The following is a 14895-nucleotide window of genomic DNA, read 5'->3' as shown; positions in this document are numbered from 1 at the left end:
AAAATGAAAATCAATTACAAGCTCGTACTGTCATGCGTATTGTTCATGATTACGCCTTTCCGAACAATGGCAACAGAATATTTGATCGTTGAGTTTAAGGACAAAAGTTTTGTTACCTTTGGAATGGACAAACAACCCGTCATTTCTTTTAAGGGTGGAAATTTGGTGATTACTGACAATTTCAATGAAACAAAAGAAATTGTCACCAATCAAGTCGTACGCTATTATTTCTCAAAGCAGCAACCCACGACAAACATTGAAAAAGAACGAACAGTTGCACAGAAACCAATTGTTCTCAATGGTCATGTGATGTACCAAGGGCTCACAGCATCATCTGTCGTAAGAGTTTTTACCCTCAACGGAGTAGAAGTAGCACATTACAAAGCCGATTCGCAAGGTTCTGTGAATATTGATGTCTCAACCATGCCACATGGCGTTTACATTTTCCAATCAAATAAAAATGTAATTAAAATTGTAAATAAATAACTTTTATAGAAAACAATATAAACCATAATTCACAAGAAATATGAAAAGAAAAATCATTCTCTCGTTTGTTTTATCAGCTATTGCGGTAAGTATCAATGCTCAAGAATACAACATGAAGATAAACAAAGTAAACGGTGAAGTTCTTACTATTGCAACAAGCGAAATCAAAGATGTCATGTTTGAAGAGATAAAAGGCAAGGAGGAAGAGCCACAAGATGAACCACGCTTTATTACCATGGGCGATAAAAAATGGGCAATGGGGAACCTTGTTTATGATAATGGAAAGTGGCGAATTGCTGCCAACCAATGGGAGTACTTCAATGCTGTCTATGGAAAAGCTGGCGAAGGAAATACCAAATGTAAACTCAGTGATACGCAAGTAGATCATTTCAGATGGGGAGTATTAGGCAATGCAGCCATAACACAGGGAGCAGACGCTGTAAAGGCCTTTGGTAATGGGCCTTGGGATATTTACAACATCTCTGGAAAAATGTATAAAGATATTGATTGTAAAGATGAGACCAAGAACTTCGACGAAGCAAAATATGGTGATTTGGCATTTTGGGCTACGAAAGGTAAATGGCGCATGCCGTCTAAATCCGATTGGAATTACTTAAAAGATGGGTGCGATTGGCAGTTAGGTTATATTACATTAAATAACGGCAAGCAACTTTATGGCTGTCTGATTACAGAAGCGGCAGGAGATTTTGGCGAAACAAATACCATAGCTAAAGAGTTCTCGAAAGCTGAAGTAGAGAAAAATCTCTTTTTGCCATTAGCAGGGTATCGCTTTGAAAACAAGATAAAAAATGCTGGATATGGTGGTTATTATTGGACAAGCCAACTGTTCAATAAAACAGATAATTATGCTTTTGAAGTATCGTTCGACCGCGATGGATTCTACATTAATCAAAATGGTGGCGATGCTAATAATGGAAACTGTATCAGACCTATCTTGGTAGAAACCAAATAATAAAAGCTGTTTCAAATAATAATGAAACAACTCTTTATGGCCCCTTGGAAGTAAGAAACTTTCTGACGGAACGTTTCTTACTTTCATTTTATAATACCGACTCTCTTTATTCGGATAAACACACATCAATTTTTACATGATATCTATCGCCCTAACTGCTACGGTTTTGAAATGAAAGGACAACAGGTAGTTAGTTTTATCTTCATATTAACGTCTAAAGTATAGAATATTTTCGTACTTTTGCAAAGATAAACATGGAGATTTTTGAATGGGTAATAAAGCAGCAACATTAGAATTAGGAACCAAACCTGTTGGCGCTCTACTGATGCAATACGCCATGCCGGCCGTGATTGCCATGACGGCATCATCGTTATATAATATGATAGATCGCATTTTCATCGGTCAGGTGGTGGGTCCGTTAGCTATTTCAGGATTAGCTATTACCTTTCCACTCATGAACTTGTCTGCTGCTTTTGGTGCTGCTGTAGGTGTAGGATCGTCTACTGCTATTTCTGTGAAATTGGGACAGAAGGACTACGATATTGCCGAGAATGTATTGGGCAACTCTGTTACATTAAATATTATTATAGGACTTGCCTTCGGAATTATCTGCTTAATCTTTTTAGATCCCATCATTTTATTTTTCGGAGCCAGTGAAAACACCTTGCCTTATGCACGAGACTATATGCAAGTTATCTTAATTGGTAACATCATATCGCACATGTATTTTGGCATGAACAACGTGCTGCGGGCGGCCAGCAAGCCCAAGCACGCCATGTACGCCACCATGTTTACCGTGGTTATGAATATTATCCTCGATGCCATCTTTATCCTTTGGTGGGGCTGGGGTATTCGAGGAGCCGCTTTCGCAACGATTATTTCACAAGCCATGGCATTGGTTTGGCAGCTCAAGTTGTTTAGCAACCCCAATGAGTTGTTGCATCTTAAAAGAGGTATCTATCGCCTTAAGTCCGATTTGGTGAAAAATATCATCGGCATTGGCATCTCTCCTTTCTTGATGAACGCTTGCGCTTGCATCATTGTTATATTCATGAACAATCAGTTTGTGCGCTATGGAGGTGACATGGCAGTAGGAGCTTATGGCATCGCCAATAGTATCGCCGTAGTTTTCATCATGTTCGTTATGGGCATCAATCAAGGAATGCAGCCTATTGCTGGCTACAATTACGGTGCAATGCAGCTGGATCGGGTGATGAGGGTTTTACAGTTATCCATTATAGCTGCCACGGTTATCATGACAGTTGGCTGGGCTATCGCCATGTTCATACCCTATTACTGCGTGCGTCTCTTTACAAGCGACCCGACACTCATTGAGATGTCTATCAAAGGTGTGCGCATTGACCTGCTGATGTTCCCTGTTGTCGGGGCGCAGATGGTTATTACCAACTTTTTTCAGTGTATCGGAAAAGTAAAAATTAGCATTTTCTTGTCTTTATCCCGGCAGCTACTTTTCTTATTACCTCTGCTGGCTATCCTACCTCCCATGTTTGGAATAGATGGCGTATGGGCCTCACTACCTGCTTCAGACCTTGTTGCTGTCATCGTGGCTGTGACGATGATGACGATTTATATGAAGAAATTCAAAATACAACATAAAGAATCTACCAATGGAACACAAAAAGAAGATAATCATTAACATTGGCCGACAAGTGGGCAGTGGTGGACGCATTATCGCCAAACTGCTTGCCGATGAGTTTGGATGTCAGTTTTATGACAAAGAGATACTCAATTTAGCTGCTAAGGAAAGTGGGTTCAGCGAGAAGTTTTTTGAGCAGAATGATGAGCACAAAGGGTTTTTCCAAACCCTCTTTCACACGCATGCACCCTTATTAAGTGATAATAACTTCTACGACAATAAGTTCTCACAAGAGAGTCTTTTTCAGTTCCAAAGCGAAGCCATCATGAAGGCTGCCGATGAAGGTAGTTGTGTTTTTGTGGGACGAGCCGCCGACTATGTGCTGCGAACTTATCCAAACGTGGTGAACATCTTCATCACTGCTGACATGAAAGACCGCATCCAACTGGTTTGTGAACGGCAGAAATGTGACGAAGAGGCTGCCAGAAAACTGATTATCAACAAGGAGAGCGACAGGTCTTCGTACTACAATTATTACACGGGAAAGAAGTGGGGACATAGCAGTAGCTACGACCTTTGTGTGAACTCGAGCATCATGGGTCTGGAGAAAACAGCAGATATCATAGGCTGTTTCATTCGTCGGCGCTTTGAACTCGATAACACAGAAAAAGGAAGGAAGCCATGAAACGAATTGGTATCATCAGTGACACGCACGCCTATTGGGACGACAAGTACGAGAAATACTTTGCCGAATGTGATGAGATATGGCATGCTGGCGACATTGGCTCATTGGAAGTGGCACAAAAATTGGCTGCCATCAAGCCGTTAAGGGCTGTTTGTGGTAACTGTGACGGTGGTGACTTGCGACGAATGTACCGTGACAAACTGCGTTTCAAGTGCGAAGATGTGGATGTATTGCTGACGCACATCGGCGGCTATCCTGGCAATTACGCCCCACAAATACGCAGCTTGCTGTTTGCTTCGCCACCTCAATTATTCGTTTGTGGACACTCGCATATCCTGAAAGTGCAATACGACAAAACACTCAACTTGCTGCACATCAATCCCGGTGCGGCAGGCTTACAAGGCTGGCATCGTGAAAGAACGCTGATAAGATTGACCATAGAAGGCAATAAATTCACCGATTGTGAAGTTATTACATTAAGTGATAAGAACCATCATCCATAAAACACAGATGAAAAAAGCACATACCTATTTATTTCAATTTATTGTACTGACCGGCGTTTATTATGGTTTACAACACCTGTTCGATTGGGGTAGTGAATATCATTGGCAAAATTTTATGATTGAGAGTGCCTCGTTTGGATTTATCATGACGTTGCTCAACATCTATTCTGACTACAAAGAACAGAAAAAACGAAAGGAAAAGAATCAGGAATACAGGGAAACTTACGACAAAGTGGTTAAAGACAAAGATCATAAAAAACAACAAGAAATATGAAAACATACTTAGTGACAGGAGCCGCAGGCTTCATCGGAGCCAACTTCATCAAGTATCTTCTTGACAAAAAGTACAAGAACGAAGACATCAAGGTGATTATACTGGATGCACTGACCTACGCAGGCAATCTGGGTACTATCAAGAATGACATTGACAACAAACGTTGCTTCTTCGTAAAAGGCGACATCAGAGACAGGGCTTTGGCAGACAAGTTGTTTGCTGAACACGATATAGACTTTGTCGTAAACTTTGCCGCTGAGAGCCATGTGGACCGCAGTATCGAGGACCCACAATTGTTTCTTTCGGTGAACATACTTGGCACTCAAAACCTCATGGACGCTGCCCGAAGGGCTTGGGTCACGGGCAAAGATGCACAAGGTTATCCCACTTGGAAAGCTGGCAAACGCTATCATCAGGTTTCTACCGATGAGGTTTACGGCTCATTGGGCGCAGAAGGATTCTTTACAGAACAAACTCCGCTGTGTCCGCACAGTCCCTATAGTGCGTCAAAGACCAGTGCCGACATGATTGTCATGGCTTATCGCGACACCTACCGCATGCCCGTGAGCATCACGCGATGCTCTAATAACTACGGTCCTTATCACTTTCCAGAGAAGTTGATACCGCTCATTATCAAAAATATCCTTGAGGGTAAGCAACTTCCTGTATACGGCAAAGGCGACAATGTGCGCGACTGGCTCTATGTAGAAGACCACTGCAAAGCCATTGACATGGTGGTGCGAGAGGGTAAAGAAGGCGAGGTGTACAATGTAGGTGGGCATAACGAGATGAAAAACATCGATATTGTGAAGCTCACTATCAAGACCATTCACGACATGATGCAGCAGGATAAAGACCTGAGAAAGGTGCTGAAGAAGCAAGAGGTGGATGAACAAGGCAACATTAAGATTGATTGGATTAACGACAGCCTGATTACTTTTGTTGCTGATAGATTGGGACACGACCAGCGTTATGCTATTGATCCTACAAAGATAAAGAACGATTTGGGGTGGTATCCTGAAACTATGTTTGCCGATGGAATTGTGAAAACCATTAAATGGAACCTACAACATCAGGATTGGATCAACGAGGTAACCTCTGGAGACTACCAAAAATACTACGAACAAATGTACGGTAACCGATAAGAAACACGAGCAATTGGAAGCGAAAATCATTGACTTAGTCAAGATAATAGACCCCAGAGGAAACCTTACTGTTGCCGAAGGTTGCAAGGATGTACCCTTTGATGTGAAGCGGGTGTATTGGGTGTACGATGTTCCGGCTGGCGAAAACAGAGGTGGACACGCCCACAAACAATGCCAAGAGTTCATCATTGCTCTCAGCGGCAGCTTCCATGTAACGCTCGACAACGGTCGGGAGCAGGTGACGGTCTTGCTGAATCACCCCTATCAAGGGCTTTTTGTCGACACGAGTACCTGGCGAACACTCGACGATTTCTCGTCGGGTGCCGTGTGCTTGGTATTGGCTTCTGAGAGCTTTGACGAAGCTGATTATATAAGAGAATATGATGCTTTCTTGGAATACATCAAGCAAAAGTAAGCATGTTTGACATTCGTAGATACACCAAAGCTGATGAAGAACGATGGAACGGCTATGTAGCAAAGGCAAAAAATGCCACGTTCTTGTTCGACAGAAGCTACATGAGCTACCACGAAGACAGGTTCAATGACTATTCGTTGATGTTCTACAAAGACGAAAAGCTGTATGCCATGCTGCCCGCCCATCGTGTTGACGACACCCTGTATTCGCATTTTGGACTGACATACGGTGGTCTCATCATGGATCAACAAGTGAGAACCGCCGACATCCTCGTGCTGTTTGAAGAGCTTAACCAACACCTTCGCAATCATGGATTCAAGCAAGTGGTGTACCGTCCCACACCTTCTATCTATCACCTGATACCTGCCGAAGAGGATTTGTACGCACTCTTCAAAGTCTGCAACGCCCAATTAGTGGCACGAAGCATTTCTTCTGTCATTGATTTGACGCATCCCCTAAAATGGAGTGAGAACCGTAGACGCGGTGTTAAACAATGCATGAAAAATGGCATCGAAATCAAACTTAGCAACGATTTTGCCGCTTTTTGGCGGGTGTTGGATGACAATTTGATGAACAAATACGGTGCGAAACCCGTTCATAGCTTGCAGGAAATAGAACTGTTGCACCAGCGTCTCCCCCATCACATTCTGTTATATGTGGCATGCAAAGATAACATGGTGTTAGGAGGAACCGTTCTTTATCTCACGCCCAACGTGGTGCATACGCAATATATCTCGGCATCGCCCGAAGGAAAGCAACTGCGTGTCATCGATGGGCTGTTCCATTTCTTACTCCATCAGTCGTGGGACAAACGACAATATTTTGATTTTGGCACGTCTACCCTGCAAGATGGGCATCTGCTCAACGCCTCCCTCATTCATCAAAAAGAGGGGTTTGGCGGTCGTGCTATATGTTATGACACTTATCAATGGGATATATGATACCCTATTTATCTTTACAACGAGTAACCAATGAACACCTGGCAGTGATAAAACAAGCTGTCAATAAAGTAGTTGAGAGTGGTTGGTATCTGCAAGGTCAGGCGGTACAAACGTTTGAAAAACAATATGCCGAATACATTGGCACGCAACATTGCGTGAGTTGCGCCAACGGACTGGATGCGCTCACCCTCATACTCAGAGCTTACATGGAGCTGGGCGAGATGCATGAAGGCGATGAAATCATCGTTCCATCCAACACCTACATCGCCACCATTCTATCGATTACGGCCAACCATCTGGTACCCGTACTGGTGGAACCACGCATAGACACCCTTGAAATTGACGACAACTTGATAGAGCAGGCCATCACCGAACACACCAAAGGCATCATGCTGGTGCACCTGTATGGACGTTGTGCATACACAGAAAAGATAGGTAAGCTCTGTCAAAAACATCATCTGAAGCTGCTGGAAGATAACGCACAGGCACACGGTTGCCTGTACAGTGAGGGGCATCGCACCGGGTCGTTAGGAGATGCAGCGGCTCATAGCTTTTATCCCAGCAAGAACTTGGGCGCATTGGGCGATGCAGGAGCCGTGACAACCGATGATGCCAAACTGGCAAACGTCATCAGATCGCTGGGCAATTACGGCTCATCACGAAAATATGTCTTTGACTATAAAGGAAGAAACAGCAGGATGGACGAGCTGCAGGCTGCCGTATTGAGCGTAAAACTCAAGTATCTGGATGAGGAAAACACAAGAAGACAAGAGATAGCCCACTACTATCTCACGCACATTCACAACGCAGAAATCACGCTTCCTTCACACGATTCAACCGGAAACGTGTGGCATGTGTTCCCCGTGCTGACACAATATCCAGACGAACTGCAAAGACACTTAAACAGCATGGGCATACAAACCAATATCCACTACCCCATACCTCCCCACAAACAGCAGGCATACAAAGAGTGGAACGACCGCTCCTACCCCATTGCCGAAAAGATTCATCATCACGAAGTGAGCATTCCGTTGAACCAAACGCTCACGAATGATGAGGTAAAAACCATTGTCAACGCACTGAACACGTATCACTTGAAAAAATAATGGATAGTCCCAAGGCCGCCAATTGATACGGGTAAGAACCAATCATTGAATCAATCATACCACCAAACTTAACTACCCTCTATAAACAAAGAACATGCATTCCCGCTAATTTTTATGCTAAAATAACAAAACACTTTGTCATATCATAAAATAATTGTATTTTTACAGCACAATTGTAAAACGATATGAAAAAAGGTTTTTTGGCACTTTTTCTTGTAGCCTTTGCTGCTATCACCTGCTGGGGACAAAGCACTTTCAAGCCCAAATTCGAACGCCAACCATGGGATACCTACGTGGGAGTAAAAGGTGGCGCCATCTATTCTAATCTGACAGCTTTGCATGGTGAAGCCAAGATCACCGGGATGGGAGGAATATATACCGAAGCCTTCCTTACCAAATCGTTTGCCATCCAAACCGAATTGACCTTTTCTCACCATGGCAGCCACAATGCCATCTCCTTAGCTTCACCAGAGGCAGGGGCCACATTCGACTATCGATTGAACTATATCAATACCGACTTTTTATTCAAGCAATACATCGCAGACAGACTGGGACTATACACCGGTATTCATGCAGCATACGCCATCACGATGGAATGCAACGGAAAAAGCATCAAAAAAGAATTGTACAGGAGTGACGTGACCATCCCCGTGGGACTCTGCTTCGTATGGCACAACGTATGTCTGGATGCCCGTTACCAATATCCTTTCAGAAAACTTGCCAAGACTGACAAAGCAAAGGCCATCATGGGAAACAGCAGAAACTCCTCCATCATCCTCACGCTTGGCTACAGGTTCAGGGTTTTCTAACGGCAATTGTCAACCGTTCCCTGCTTGCCTGCACGCACACACCTATTCTTCTAAGCGCAAACGAGGCAAGGAAAGATGATACCTAACGGCCAAAAATCGGATGACACACACCACCAAGAACGAAGAAACTACCGTGATGCTCACATCAACGCCTAAACTGATGAGAACCCAATAAACCAAGCCCCCAAGGATACTGGCCATGGCATAAATCTCTTTTTGGAAGATAATGGGTACGTTATTTAGCAACACATCGCGTATCACGCCTCCGGCCGAACCTGTGATACACCCCATGATGATAGCTACCCAAAAAGGGAAATCATAGGCCAAAGACTTCTGGATGCCGGCAATAGTAAACAAGGCCAAGCCCAATGTATCAAAAACGAACCAGGTATTATCCAACCGCCTCAAAAACTTTGAAAAAACAATGACGAACAGTTGAGCCAATACTGTACAAATGATGTAAATGCTCGACGTCATCCAAAATGGCGTTACACCAATCATGACATCACGAATGGTTCCGCCACCGATGGCAACGGCGATACCACATACAAAACCACCGAACCAATCAAAATTCTTGGCTGCTGCGTGTCGAATGCCAGATATCGCAAAAGCAAACGTCCCAACAAACTCTATACCCTGCTGTATAGAGTGGACTATTTCCGGATTTTGATAGAACATATTCTTTTAAAACGCACTTAGATGCGATTTTTATTATACTCATCAAAAAGGATTGCAGCAATCTCTTGCGCACCCATCAACAGTTCACTACGTTTTGTGCAGCCCCTTCCAGAAAGCACTTCACGTTGTCCAAGGCAATGTTCATCAGTCTGCTGCGCGCTTCAACGGTAGCCCATGCAATATGAGGAGTGATGAAGGCATTGGGTTGTTTCAGTAATGGATTGTCGGCAGCGGGTGGCTCCGAGCACATCACATCAGCTCCGTAGGCGGCCAACTGACCGCTTTCCAAGGCTGCGGCAACATCAGCTTCGTTGACCAAGGGGCCTCTTCCGGTATTGATCAAGATGGCGCCATGCTTCATTTTGCGTAAGTTATCAGCCTTGATGAGTTCACGCGTGCGCTCTGACAAAGGACAATGTAAAGACAGGATGTCACTCACCGAGAACAAGCCGTCAAGGGTTGTCTTTTGGATGCCCGATGGAAGATCCACCGAATTCTTACTGGTATAGGCATATACCTCCATGCCAAACTCACGAGCGATGCGTGCGACCTTCATCCCGATGTTACCCAATCCGACAATTCCCATCGTCTTTCCAGCCAATTCAAGCAAAGGCGTGTCCCAGTAACAGAAATCACTACGCTTTGACCACTGCCCCTCGCGTGTCTGCTGGGCATAATGCTCTACCCGGTTCGTGATGGTAAAAATGCTGGCAAATACCATCTGAGCCACACTATATGTACTGTACGACGGAATGTTGCACACCATCACGCCATGTTCTTGGGCGGCCTTCACATCGATGTGATTGAAGCCTGTTGCTAACACACCGATATATTTCAGCTTGGGTAATTGCGCAATGATGTCGGCCTTCATGGACACCTTGTTAACCAAAACAATCTGCGCATCCTTCGCACGTTCTACAACTTCTTCGGCTTTCGTACGTTCGTAAACGGTGAGACGGCCCAGCTCTTTGAATCCATCCCACGACAAATCACCGGGATTGACACAATGTCCGTCCAGAACAACAATGTTGACAGTGGGTTTCTTCTCGTTTGTTTCCATAAACATTCTCCTTTCTATGATTCATTTTGCGACGTGGAAGTCTCGTCATAACGCGATCCCCAGCACTGACGCATCCATTGATATAATTTTTCTTCAGCCGCACTATGCTGCGCGTGCCACATACGCCTGTCCTTCACGGCATCAGGCAGATATTGTTGTTCAACAAAGTGTCCGGGATAATCATGACTGTACAAATAGCCGTCATGATAACCCAGTTGCTTCATCAACTGTGTGGGCGCATTGCGCAAGTGCAGGGGAACCGGCAAATTACCCGTCTCCTTGACCAACGCCAGCGCAGCGTCGATGCCCAAATAACTAGAATTGCTCTTCGGACTGGCAGCCAGATACACGGCCGCTTCGGCCAGCGGTATTCGGCCTTCGGGCCATCCCAACTTCATGACAGCGTCAAAAGCTGCATTAGCCAGCAACAGCGCATTGGGATTGGCCAGTCCCACATCTTCGGCCGCACTGATAACCAGTCGGCGGGCAATGAATTGTGGATCCTCGCCACCTTCAATCATCCTCGCCATCCAATAGAGCGCCGCATCAGGGTCGCTGCCACGGATGCTCTTGATGAAGGCCGAAATGATGTCATAGTGCATCTCGCCACCTTTGTCGTATGCCAGTGGGTTTTGTTGCAGCTGAGTCTTAACCAGTTCGTCGGTAATGACCACCTCTTCGGTAGCTGAAGCACCAATGACCAAATCCAAGATATTGAGTAATTTACGGGCATCACCTCCACTATATCGCAAAATGGCGCCCGTTTCTTTCAAAGTGATGTGACGCTGTTTGAGCACTACATCCTCATAGATGGCGCGATGAAGCAGTTCCAAGAGGTCATCTTTTTCCAAAGACTTGAGCACATACAGCTGACACCGCGACAACAAGGGGCGGATGACCTCGAAAGAGGGATTCTCAGTGGTGGCGCCGATGAGCGTGACAACGCCTTTTTCGACAGCACCCAACAGCGAGTCTTGTTGCGACTTGCTGAACCGATGAATCTCGTCGATGAACAAAATAGGCGATGCGGAATTGAAAAAACTGCTGTTTTTAGCCCGTTCAATCACCTCGCGCACATCTTTCACCCCGCTGGTAACGGCACTTAACGTATAAAACGGCGTTTGCAACATGTTGGCAATGATATGAGCCAAGGTGGTTTTTCCCACACCCGGTGGCCCCCACAAGATGAAAGAAGAAATCCTGCCAGCCTCAATCATCTTGCGCAACACAGCACCCTCTCCTACCAAGTGCTGCTGCCCCACATATTCGTCGAGCGTACGAGGACGCATTCTTTCTGCTAAAGGTTCACTCATAATCCATTGTCAACAAACACACAGGCTCGAAAATCGTCATTGGACTGTAAATTCAAAGCACTCTGTGTACATGCAAAGATAATAAAAGTTTCGTGAACCAACGGTGCACATGGTGTTTTTTTACAACTATTCTATCCGCCCTAAGAGCGTATCTATGTGGGAGGAACTAATGGCTGCTTGCGTAGGCAAGCCATCGAAGCGTCCATGTGTCACCTTACGTTTGTTTGTCCGAATAAATGACAAAAAATGGGCACTTGTAAAATGGTAAAATAGAAAAAAATAATAGGTAAATGAGGAGCATCACACCCTCATTAGAGAACGGAAATTGCACTGTCTGGACAAACACTATGAGTTAAGCGGTCAAAGAACATGCTTTTGCCGCCCAACAAACATGTAATTGAGCACTAAGGTCATATCAATAACAGCGTTAAAAGCATGCTTTTACCAAGAAAAGTTAAGTGAAACTGGCGTCATGAACTTGTATGAAACGCAGAACAACTTACACATCAACAAGATACGAACTTCACTGATGCTTGCGAAATTTGAAAAAATTGGAAGGTTGGTGGAGAATATGCGAAGGATAAAGAGTGGTTTGTCAAGAAAAATGTTTCATTATTTTTCGATGTTTTCTTGCCGATATACTGCTCACAAGTGAGGATGCTATGATGGGTAACCTAAATTTCTATCGTCCCTACACGCATTTACTTGTTGACAGAAAAATGACATCGACAGTCTGGTTTTGTATCATCTCCATAACTCGCAAAGTTTGTAATCCCCATGCGTGATTACCACGTTTTTTAGTTTACCTCAAATATTTGCAAAAAAGTTTGTCAATTAAGAATTAAGTATTTATTTTTGCAGCCAAACAAACAGGATAAGACAACACTGTTCTTTGACTGCTACAAACAGCCAACAAATGGATGAACGGCATCTCATAGAAATAGGCACTGGCATCCAAACTGTTGACGCTATTTGCGCAATCGCATGGCAATTCAATCAAAGATAAATGACCACTAAAAAAGATATGAAACAAAAAAACGCTTTGTCCCTCAAGACATTGACCAAGAGTAGTGTTTGGGAATTACAGGAAAATGATGTTTTCAGGCTATGGGAAGCGGCTCAGAAAGATGCTGACCTCAAGGATAACATGCGTCATTATCTTGACATTATTAAAAGTGCTTTCGAGACCGAGGAAATCAAAGTTGACAAACCTGAAGTCATTAAGAAATACGAAGAACGAGGCTTTAAGGTGGGTAAGCTGCGCACTGACGAAGCATCAAAGCAAAAGTGGGCTGTTAAGAAAAAGCCTATCGTACGCGTAACCGACCTTACATACGAGAACATCCGCCACATATCGGCAGCAAAACTCATTGAAGTACTGGACAGAAACTTTGGTGGTGGCTGGGACTCGCTGTCGCAGAGCATTAAAGACATCATTGAAAGCGGCTTCGACATCAGTACGACAACGCTTCCGCAAAACAGACTTCACAACCCCAGCGGCATGTATGAAAAGAAGGTCAACGATGGATTTGAAGTTCTTGAAATTCCAAAAGGATCATGGGTAGAGGCCATTTTTGCAAAGGAAAAGCCAAAGACGGAACTCAGTAAAAACAAGCTTTCCAGAGGAAAAGCTGCACTGGATGAAGACTTTAACGAGGAGGATGAAGACTTGCCAAAACTACAAAATGCAGATGATGACAAAGACGATGACGACTCTTACGATGACGACAAACTGACGGAAGAAAGCTATCGCACCACTTTCGAGACAAATCCGGAAGATTTAGACTTGGAAGCAGCAGACGTTTCGGATGAAGACGAATACTAATGCTGAAAATCCATATAGACAACAATGATAGAAAAGTGGGGCTACTGAACAAAGCCCCGCTAAACTCCTCTCCGGTTGGTAAAATAATGAATGAGAAAAGCCAAATTGCGCATAACAGGTATTGTCATCATTCCACTCTTGTTGTCTTTCTCGACTAACCACATCAATGCACAATCATCATTCGATGAAAAAGAAGGATGCCTCAATGTTGTCAACACAACGGTCACCAAAGGAACAGGCGAGTATGGAGACGATACCTTTAGCATGAACTACCAACACGAAAGGTTCATCAGCGAACAGTGGAGTATCGGAGCTGGCATTGGCTACAATTATCATCACCAATACAGATTGGCGATTGTGCCAGTATTCGTCAGTAGCACATTCTTTTTCACCAATACACGATGGGCACCCTTTGTCAACGTCCAGATGGGTTCCTTTGGGATCATAAGGAAAGGCAACATAGATACAAACACGAAATATTCTACAACTCTCAAAAACACAGATTTTAATCTGTTGATGTCGCCAAGCATCGGCATGAAACTCCACTTATCATCCCACATCGGACTCATGACCTCAATCACGAATGAGAATATCCTCCTTAAAGTCTACAATGACAAGCAAAAAGCATACACTAACAAGATTATCAGTAGCATAGGCATAAGCATCGGATTATACTTTCAAATCAACGGTTGGTAATGGCTAACTTCTAAGATGCAACAGAAGAATCAAAGTAAATATTGTATGGTATCATTAGGCCAATTAGCCTAATAAGCCATATTAGCCTAATAAGCCCAATAAGCCTTATTGGCCTTATTGGCCCAATTGGCCTAATATCAAAAAAAGCCTCCAAGACAATTTAGTCCTGAAGGCTCTTAGTTTGAAAAAAGGCGGCTACCTACTCTCCCGCATTGCATTGCAGTACCATCGGCGCAAGCAGGCTTAACTTCTCTGTTCGGAATGGGAAGAGGTGGAACCCTGCCGCCATAACCACCTGATAAGGGGATGACGTATCGATACAAGCGAATCTAAGGTCATGATTCAATCATGACAAGTAAAACTCAAAGCGCCCAGCTGAAAGAATGGGC

16 protein-coding genes and 1 rRNA gene are annotated in these 14895 nt (G+C 44.1%); 13 read left to right on the top strand and 4 right to left on the bottom strand.

What is annotated here, in order from left to right; genetic code table 11:
* Window positions 1–66 precede the first annotated feature (66 nt).
* The 11 genes from NQ518_RS00205 to NQ518_RS00155 all read left to right on the top strand — a co-directional run bounded on the left by NQ518_RS00205 (window position 67) and on the right by NQ518_RS00155 (window position 8934).
* Window positions 67–486 (top strand): hypothetical protein, encoded by a 420-nt coding sequence (locus tag NQ518_RS00205; protein ID WP_227961407.1) that lies wholly within the window; start codon window positions 67–69, stop codon window positions 484–486.
* 40 nt (window positions 487–526) lie between these two features.
* Entirely contained in the window at window positions 527–1459 is a 933-nt protein-coding gene (locus NQ518_RS00200) for a fibrobacter succinogenes major paralogous domain-containing protein (protein WP_227961409.1), read from the top strand.
* A gap of 268 nt (window positions 1460–1727) precedes the next feature.
* Window positions 1728–3116: an MATE family efflux transporter gene (locus NQ518_RS00195; protein ID WP_227961410.1), complete on the top strand. Its 1389-nt coding sequence runs from the start codon at window positions 1728–1730 to the stop codon at window positions 3114–3116.
* Entirely contained in the window at window positions 3088–3741 is a 654-nt protein-coding gene (locus NQ518_RS00190; protein ID WP_227961412.1) for a cytidylate kinase-like family protein, read from the top strand. The genes NQ518_RS00195 and NQ518_RS00190 overlap by 29 nt, the downstream gene beginning before the upstream one ends.
* On the top strand, window positions 3738–4244 hold the full coding sequence (locus tag NQ518_RS00185) for a metallophosphoesterase family protein (protein WP_004349809.1): 507 nt from the start codon (window positions 3738–3740) through the stop codon (window positions 4242–4244). The genes NQ518_RS00190 and NQ518_RS00185 overlap by 4 nt, the downstream gene beginning before the upstream one ends.
* A 7-nt stretch (window positions 4245–4251) precedes the next feature.
* Window positions 4252–4518 carry a hypothetical protein gene (locus tag NQ518_RS00180; RefSeq protein WP_227204815.1) on the top strand — a complete coding sequence of 89 codons (267 nt, stop codon included), beginning with the start codon at window positions 4252–4254 and terminating at the stop codon, window positions 4516–4518.
* Window positions 4515–5663, top strand: a complete 1149-nt coding sequence (rfbB, locus tag NQ518_RS00175; RefSeq protein WP_227204813.1) for a dTDP-glucose 4,6-dehydratase — start codon at window positions 4515–4517, stop codon at window positions 5661–5663. The genes NQ518_RS00180 and rfbB overlap by 4 nt, the downstream gene beginning before the upstream one ends.
* 13 nt (window positions 5664–5676) lie before the next feature.
* Window positions 5677–6078 (top strand): sugar 3,4-ketoisomerase, encoded by a 402-nt coding sequence (locus NQ518_RS00170; protein ID WP_227204812.1) that lies wholly within the window; start codon window positions 5677–5679, stop codon window positions 6076–6078.
* Window positions 6079–6080: 2 nt separating this feature from the next.
* Window positions 6081–7019 (top strand): GNAT family N-acetyltransferase, encoded by a 939-nt coding sequence (locus NQ518_RS00165; protein ID WP_227204810.1) that lies wholly within the window; start codon window positions 6081–6083, stop codon window positions 7017–7019.
* Window positions 7016–8125: a DegT/DnrJ/EryC1/StrS family aminotransferase gene (locus tag NQ518_RS00160; RefSeq protein ID WP_227961414.1), complete on the top strand. Its 1110-nt coding sequence runs from the start codon at window positions 7016–7018 to the stop codon at window positions 8123–8125. Before NQ518_RS00165 ends, NQ518_RS00160 begins: the two co-directional genes overlap by 4 nt.
* Before the next feature lie 185 nt (window positions 8126–8310).
* Window positions 8311–8934 (top strand): outer membrane beta-barrel protein, encoded by a 624-nt coding sequence (locus NQ518_RS00155; RefSeq protein ID WP_227961416.1) that lies wholly within the window; start codon window positions 8311–8313, stop codon window positions 8932–8934.
* Window positions 8935–8976: 42 nt separating this feature from the next.
* Here the strand turns inward: NQ518_RS00155 and NQ518_RS00150 are convergent, their stop codons facing one another.
* From NQ518_RS00150 to NQ518_RS00140, 3 genes are all read right to left on the bottom strand, one after another.
* The gene (locus tag NQ518_RS00150) at window positions 8977–9612 is read right to left on the bottom strand and encodes a trimeric intracellular cation channel family protein (protein WP_227961418.1); all 636 of its coding nucleotides are present in this window, start codon (window positions 9610–9612) and stop codon (window positions 8977–8979) included.
* A 76-nt stretch (window positions 9613–9688) separates the two neighbouring features.
* Window positions 9689–10678: a D-2-hydroxyacid dehydrogenase gene (locus NQ518_RS00145; RefSeq protein WP_227961420.1), complete on the bottom strand. Its 990-nt coding sequence runs from the start codon at window positions 10676–10678 to the stop codon at window positions 9689–9691.
* 8 nt (window positions 10679–10686) lie between these two features.
* Window positions 10687–11985 carry a replication-associated recombination protein A gene (locus tag NQ518_RS00140; protein ID WP_227961422.1) on the bottom strand — a complete coding sequence of 433 codons (1299 nt, stop codon included), beginning with the start codon at window positions 11983–11985 and terminating at the stop codon, window positions 10687–10689.
* Window positions 11986–13009: 1024 nt separating this feature from the next.
* On the opposite strand from NQ518_RS00140, the gene NQ518_RS00135 reads away from it, so the two are divergent.
* Both NQ518_RS00135 and NQ518_RS00130 read left to right on the top strand, forming a co-directional pair.
* Window positions 13010–13810 (top strand): hypothetical protein, encoded by an 801-nt coding sequence (locus tag NQ518_RS00135; protein WP_227961424.1) that lies wholly within the window; start codon window positions 13010–13012, stop codon window positions 13808–13810.
* Between the two features lie 90 nt (window positions 13811–13900).
* Window positions 13901–14506 (top strand): hypothetical protein, encoded by a 606-nt coding sequence (locus tag NQ518_RS00130; protein WP_227961426.1) that lies wholly within the window; start codon window positions 13901–13903, stop codon window positions 14504–14506.
* A gap of 186 nt (window positions 14507–14692) precedes the next feature.
* Here NQ518_RS00130 and rrf read toward each other — a convergent pair.
* Window positions 14693–14805, bottom strand: a 5S ribosomal RNA gene (gene rrf, locus NQ518_RS00125).
* Between the last annotated feature and the right edge of the window lie 90 nt (window positions 14806–14895).

The organism is Hoylesella buccalis ATCC 35310, assembly GCF_025151385.1.
Lineage (GTDB): Bacteria > Bacteroidota > Bacteroidia > Bacteroidales > Bacteroidaceae > Prevotella > Prevotella buccalis.
Note: the sequence above shows the minus strand (reverse complement) of the source record. Positions and strands in the feature narration are given on the sequence as shown.

Bases quoted from the DNA above. Each gene is read 5' to 3' on its own strand.
- NQ518_RS00205 (WP_227961407.1), top strand. From the start codon at position 67: ATGGCAACAGAATATTTGATCGTTGAGTTTAAGGACAAAAGTTTTGTT.
- NQ518_RS00200 (WP_227961409.1), top strand. From the start codon at position 527: ATGAAAAGAAAAATCATTCTCTCGTTTGTTTTATCAGCTATTGCGGTA.
- NQ518_RS00195 (WP_227961410.1), top strand. From the start codon at position 1,728: ATGGGTAATAAAGCAGCAACATTAGAATTAGGAACCAAACCTGTTGGC.
- NQ518_RS00190 (WP_227961412.1), top strand. From the start codon at position 3,088: ATGGAACACAAAAAGAAGATAATCATTAACATTGGCCGACAAGTGGGC.
- NQ518_RS00185 (WP_004349809.1), top strand. From the start codon at position 3,738: ATGAAACGAATTGGTATCATCAGTGACACGCACGCCTATTGGGACGAC.
- NQ518_RS00180 (WP_227204815.1), top strand. From the start codon at position 4,252: ATGAAAAAAGCACATACCTATTTATTTCAATTTATTGTACTGACCGGC.
- rfbB (WP_227204813.1), top strand. From the start codon at position 4,515: ATGAAAACATACTTAGTGACAGGAGCCGCAGGCTTCATCGGAGCCAAC.
- NQ518_RS00165 (WP_227204810.1), top strand. From the start codon at position 6,081: ATGTTTGACATTCGTAGATACACCAAAGCTGATGAAGAACGATGGAAC.
- NQ518_RS00160 (WP_227961414.1), top strand. From the start codon at position 7,016: ATGATACCCTATTTATCTTTACAACGAGTAACCAATGAACACCTGGCA.
- NQ518_RS00155 (WP_227961416.1), top strand. From the start codon at position 8,311: ATGAAAAAAGGTTTTTTGGCACTTTTTCTTGTAGCCTTTGCTGCTATC.
- NQ518_RS00150 (WP_227961418.1), bottom strand. From the start codon at position 9,612: ATGTTCTATCAAAATCCGGAAATAGTCCACTCTATACAGCAGGGTATA.
- NQ518_RS00145 (WP_227961420.1), bottom strand. From the start codon at position 10,678: ATGTTTATGGAAACAAACGAGAAGAAACCCACTGTCAACATTGTTGTT.
- NQ518_RS00140 (WP_227961422.1), bottom strand. From the start codon at position 11,985: ATGAGTGAACCTTTAGCAGAAAGAATGCGTCCTCGTACGCTCGACGAA.
- NQ518_RS00135 (WP_227961424.1), top strand. From the start codon at position 13,010: ATGAAACAAAAAAACGCTTTGTCCCTCAAGACATTGACCAAGAGTAGT.
- NQ518_RS00130 (WP_227961426.1), top strand. From the start codon at position 13,901: ATGAGAAAAGCCAAATTGCGCATAACAGGTATTGTCATCATTCCACTC.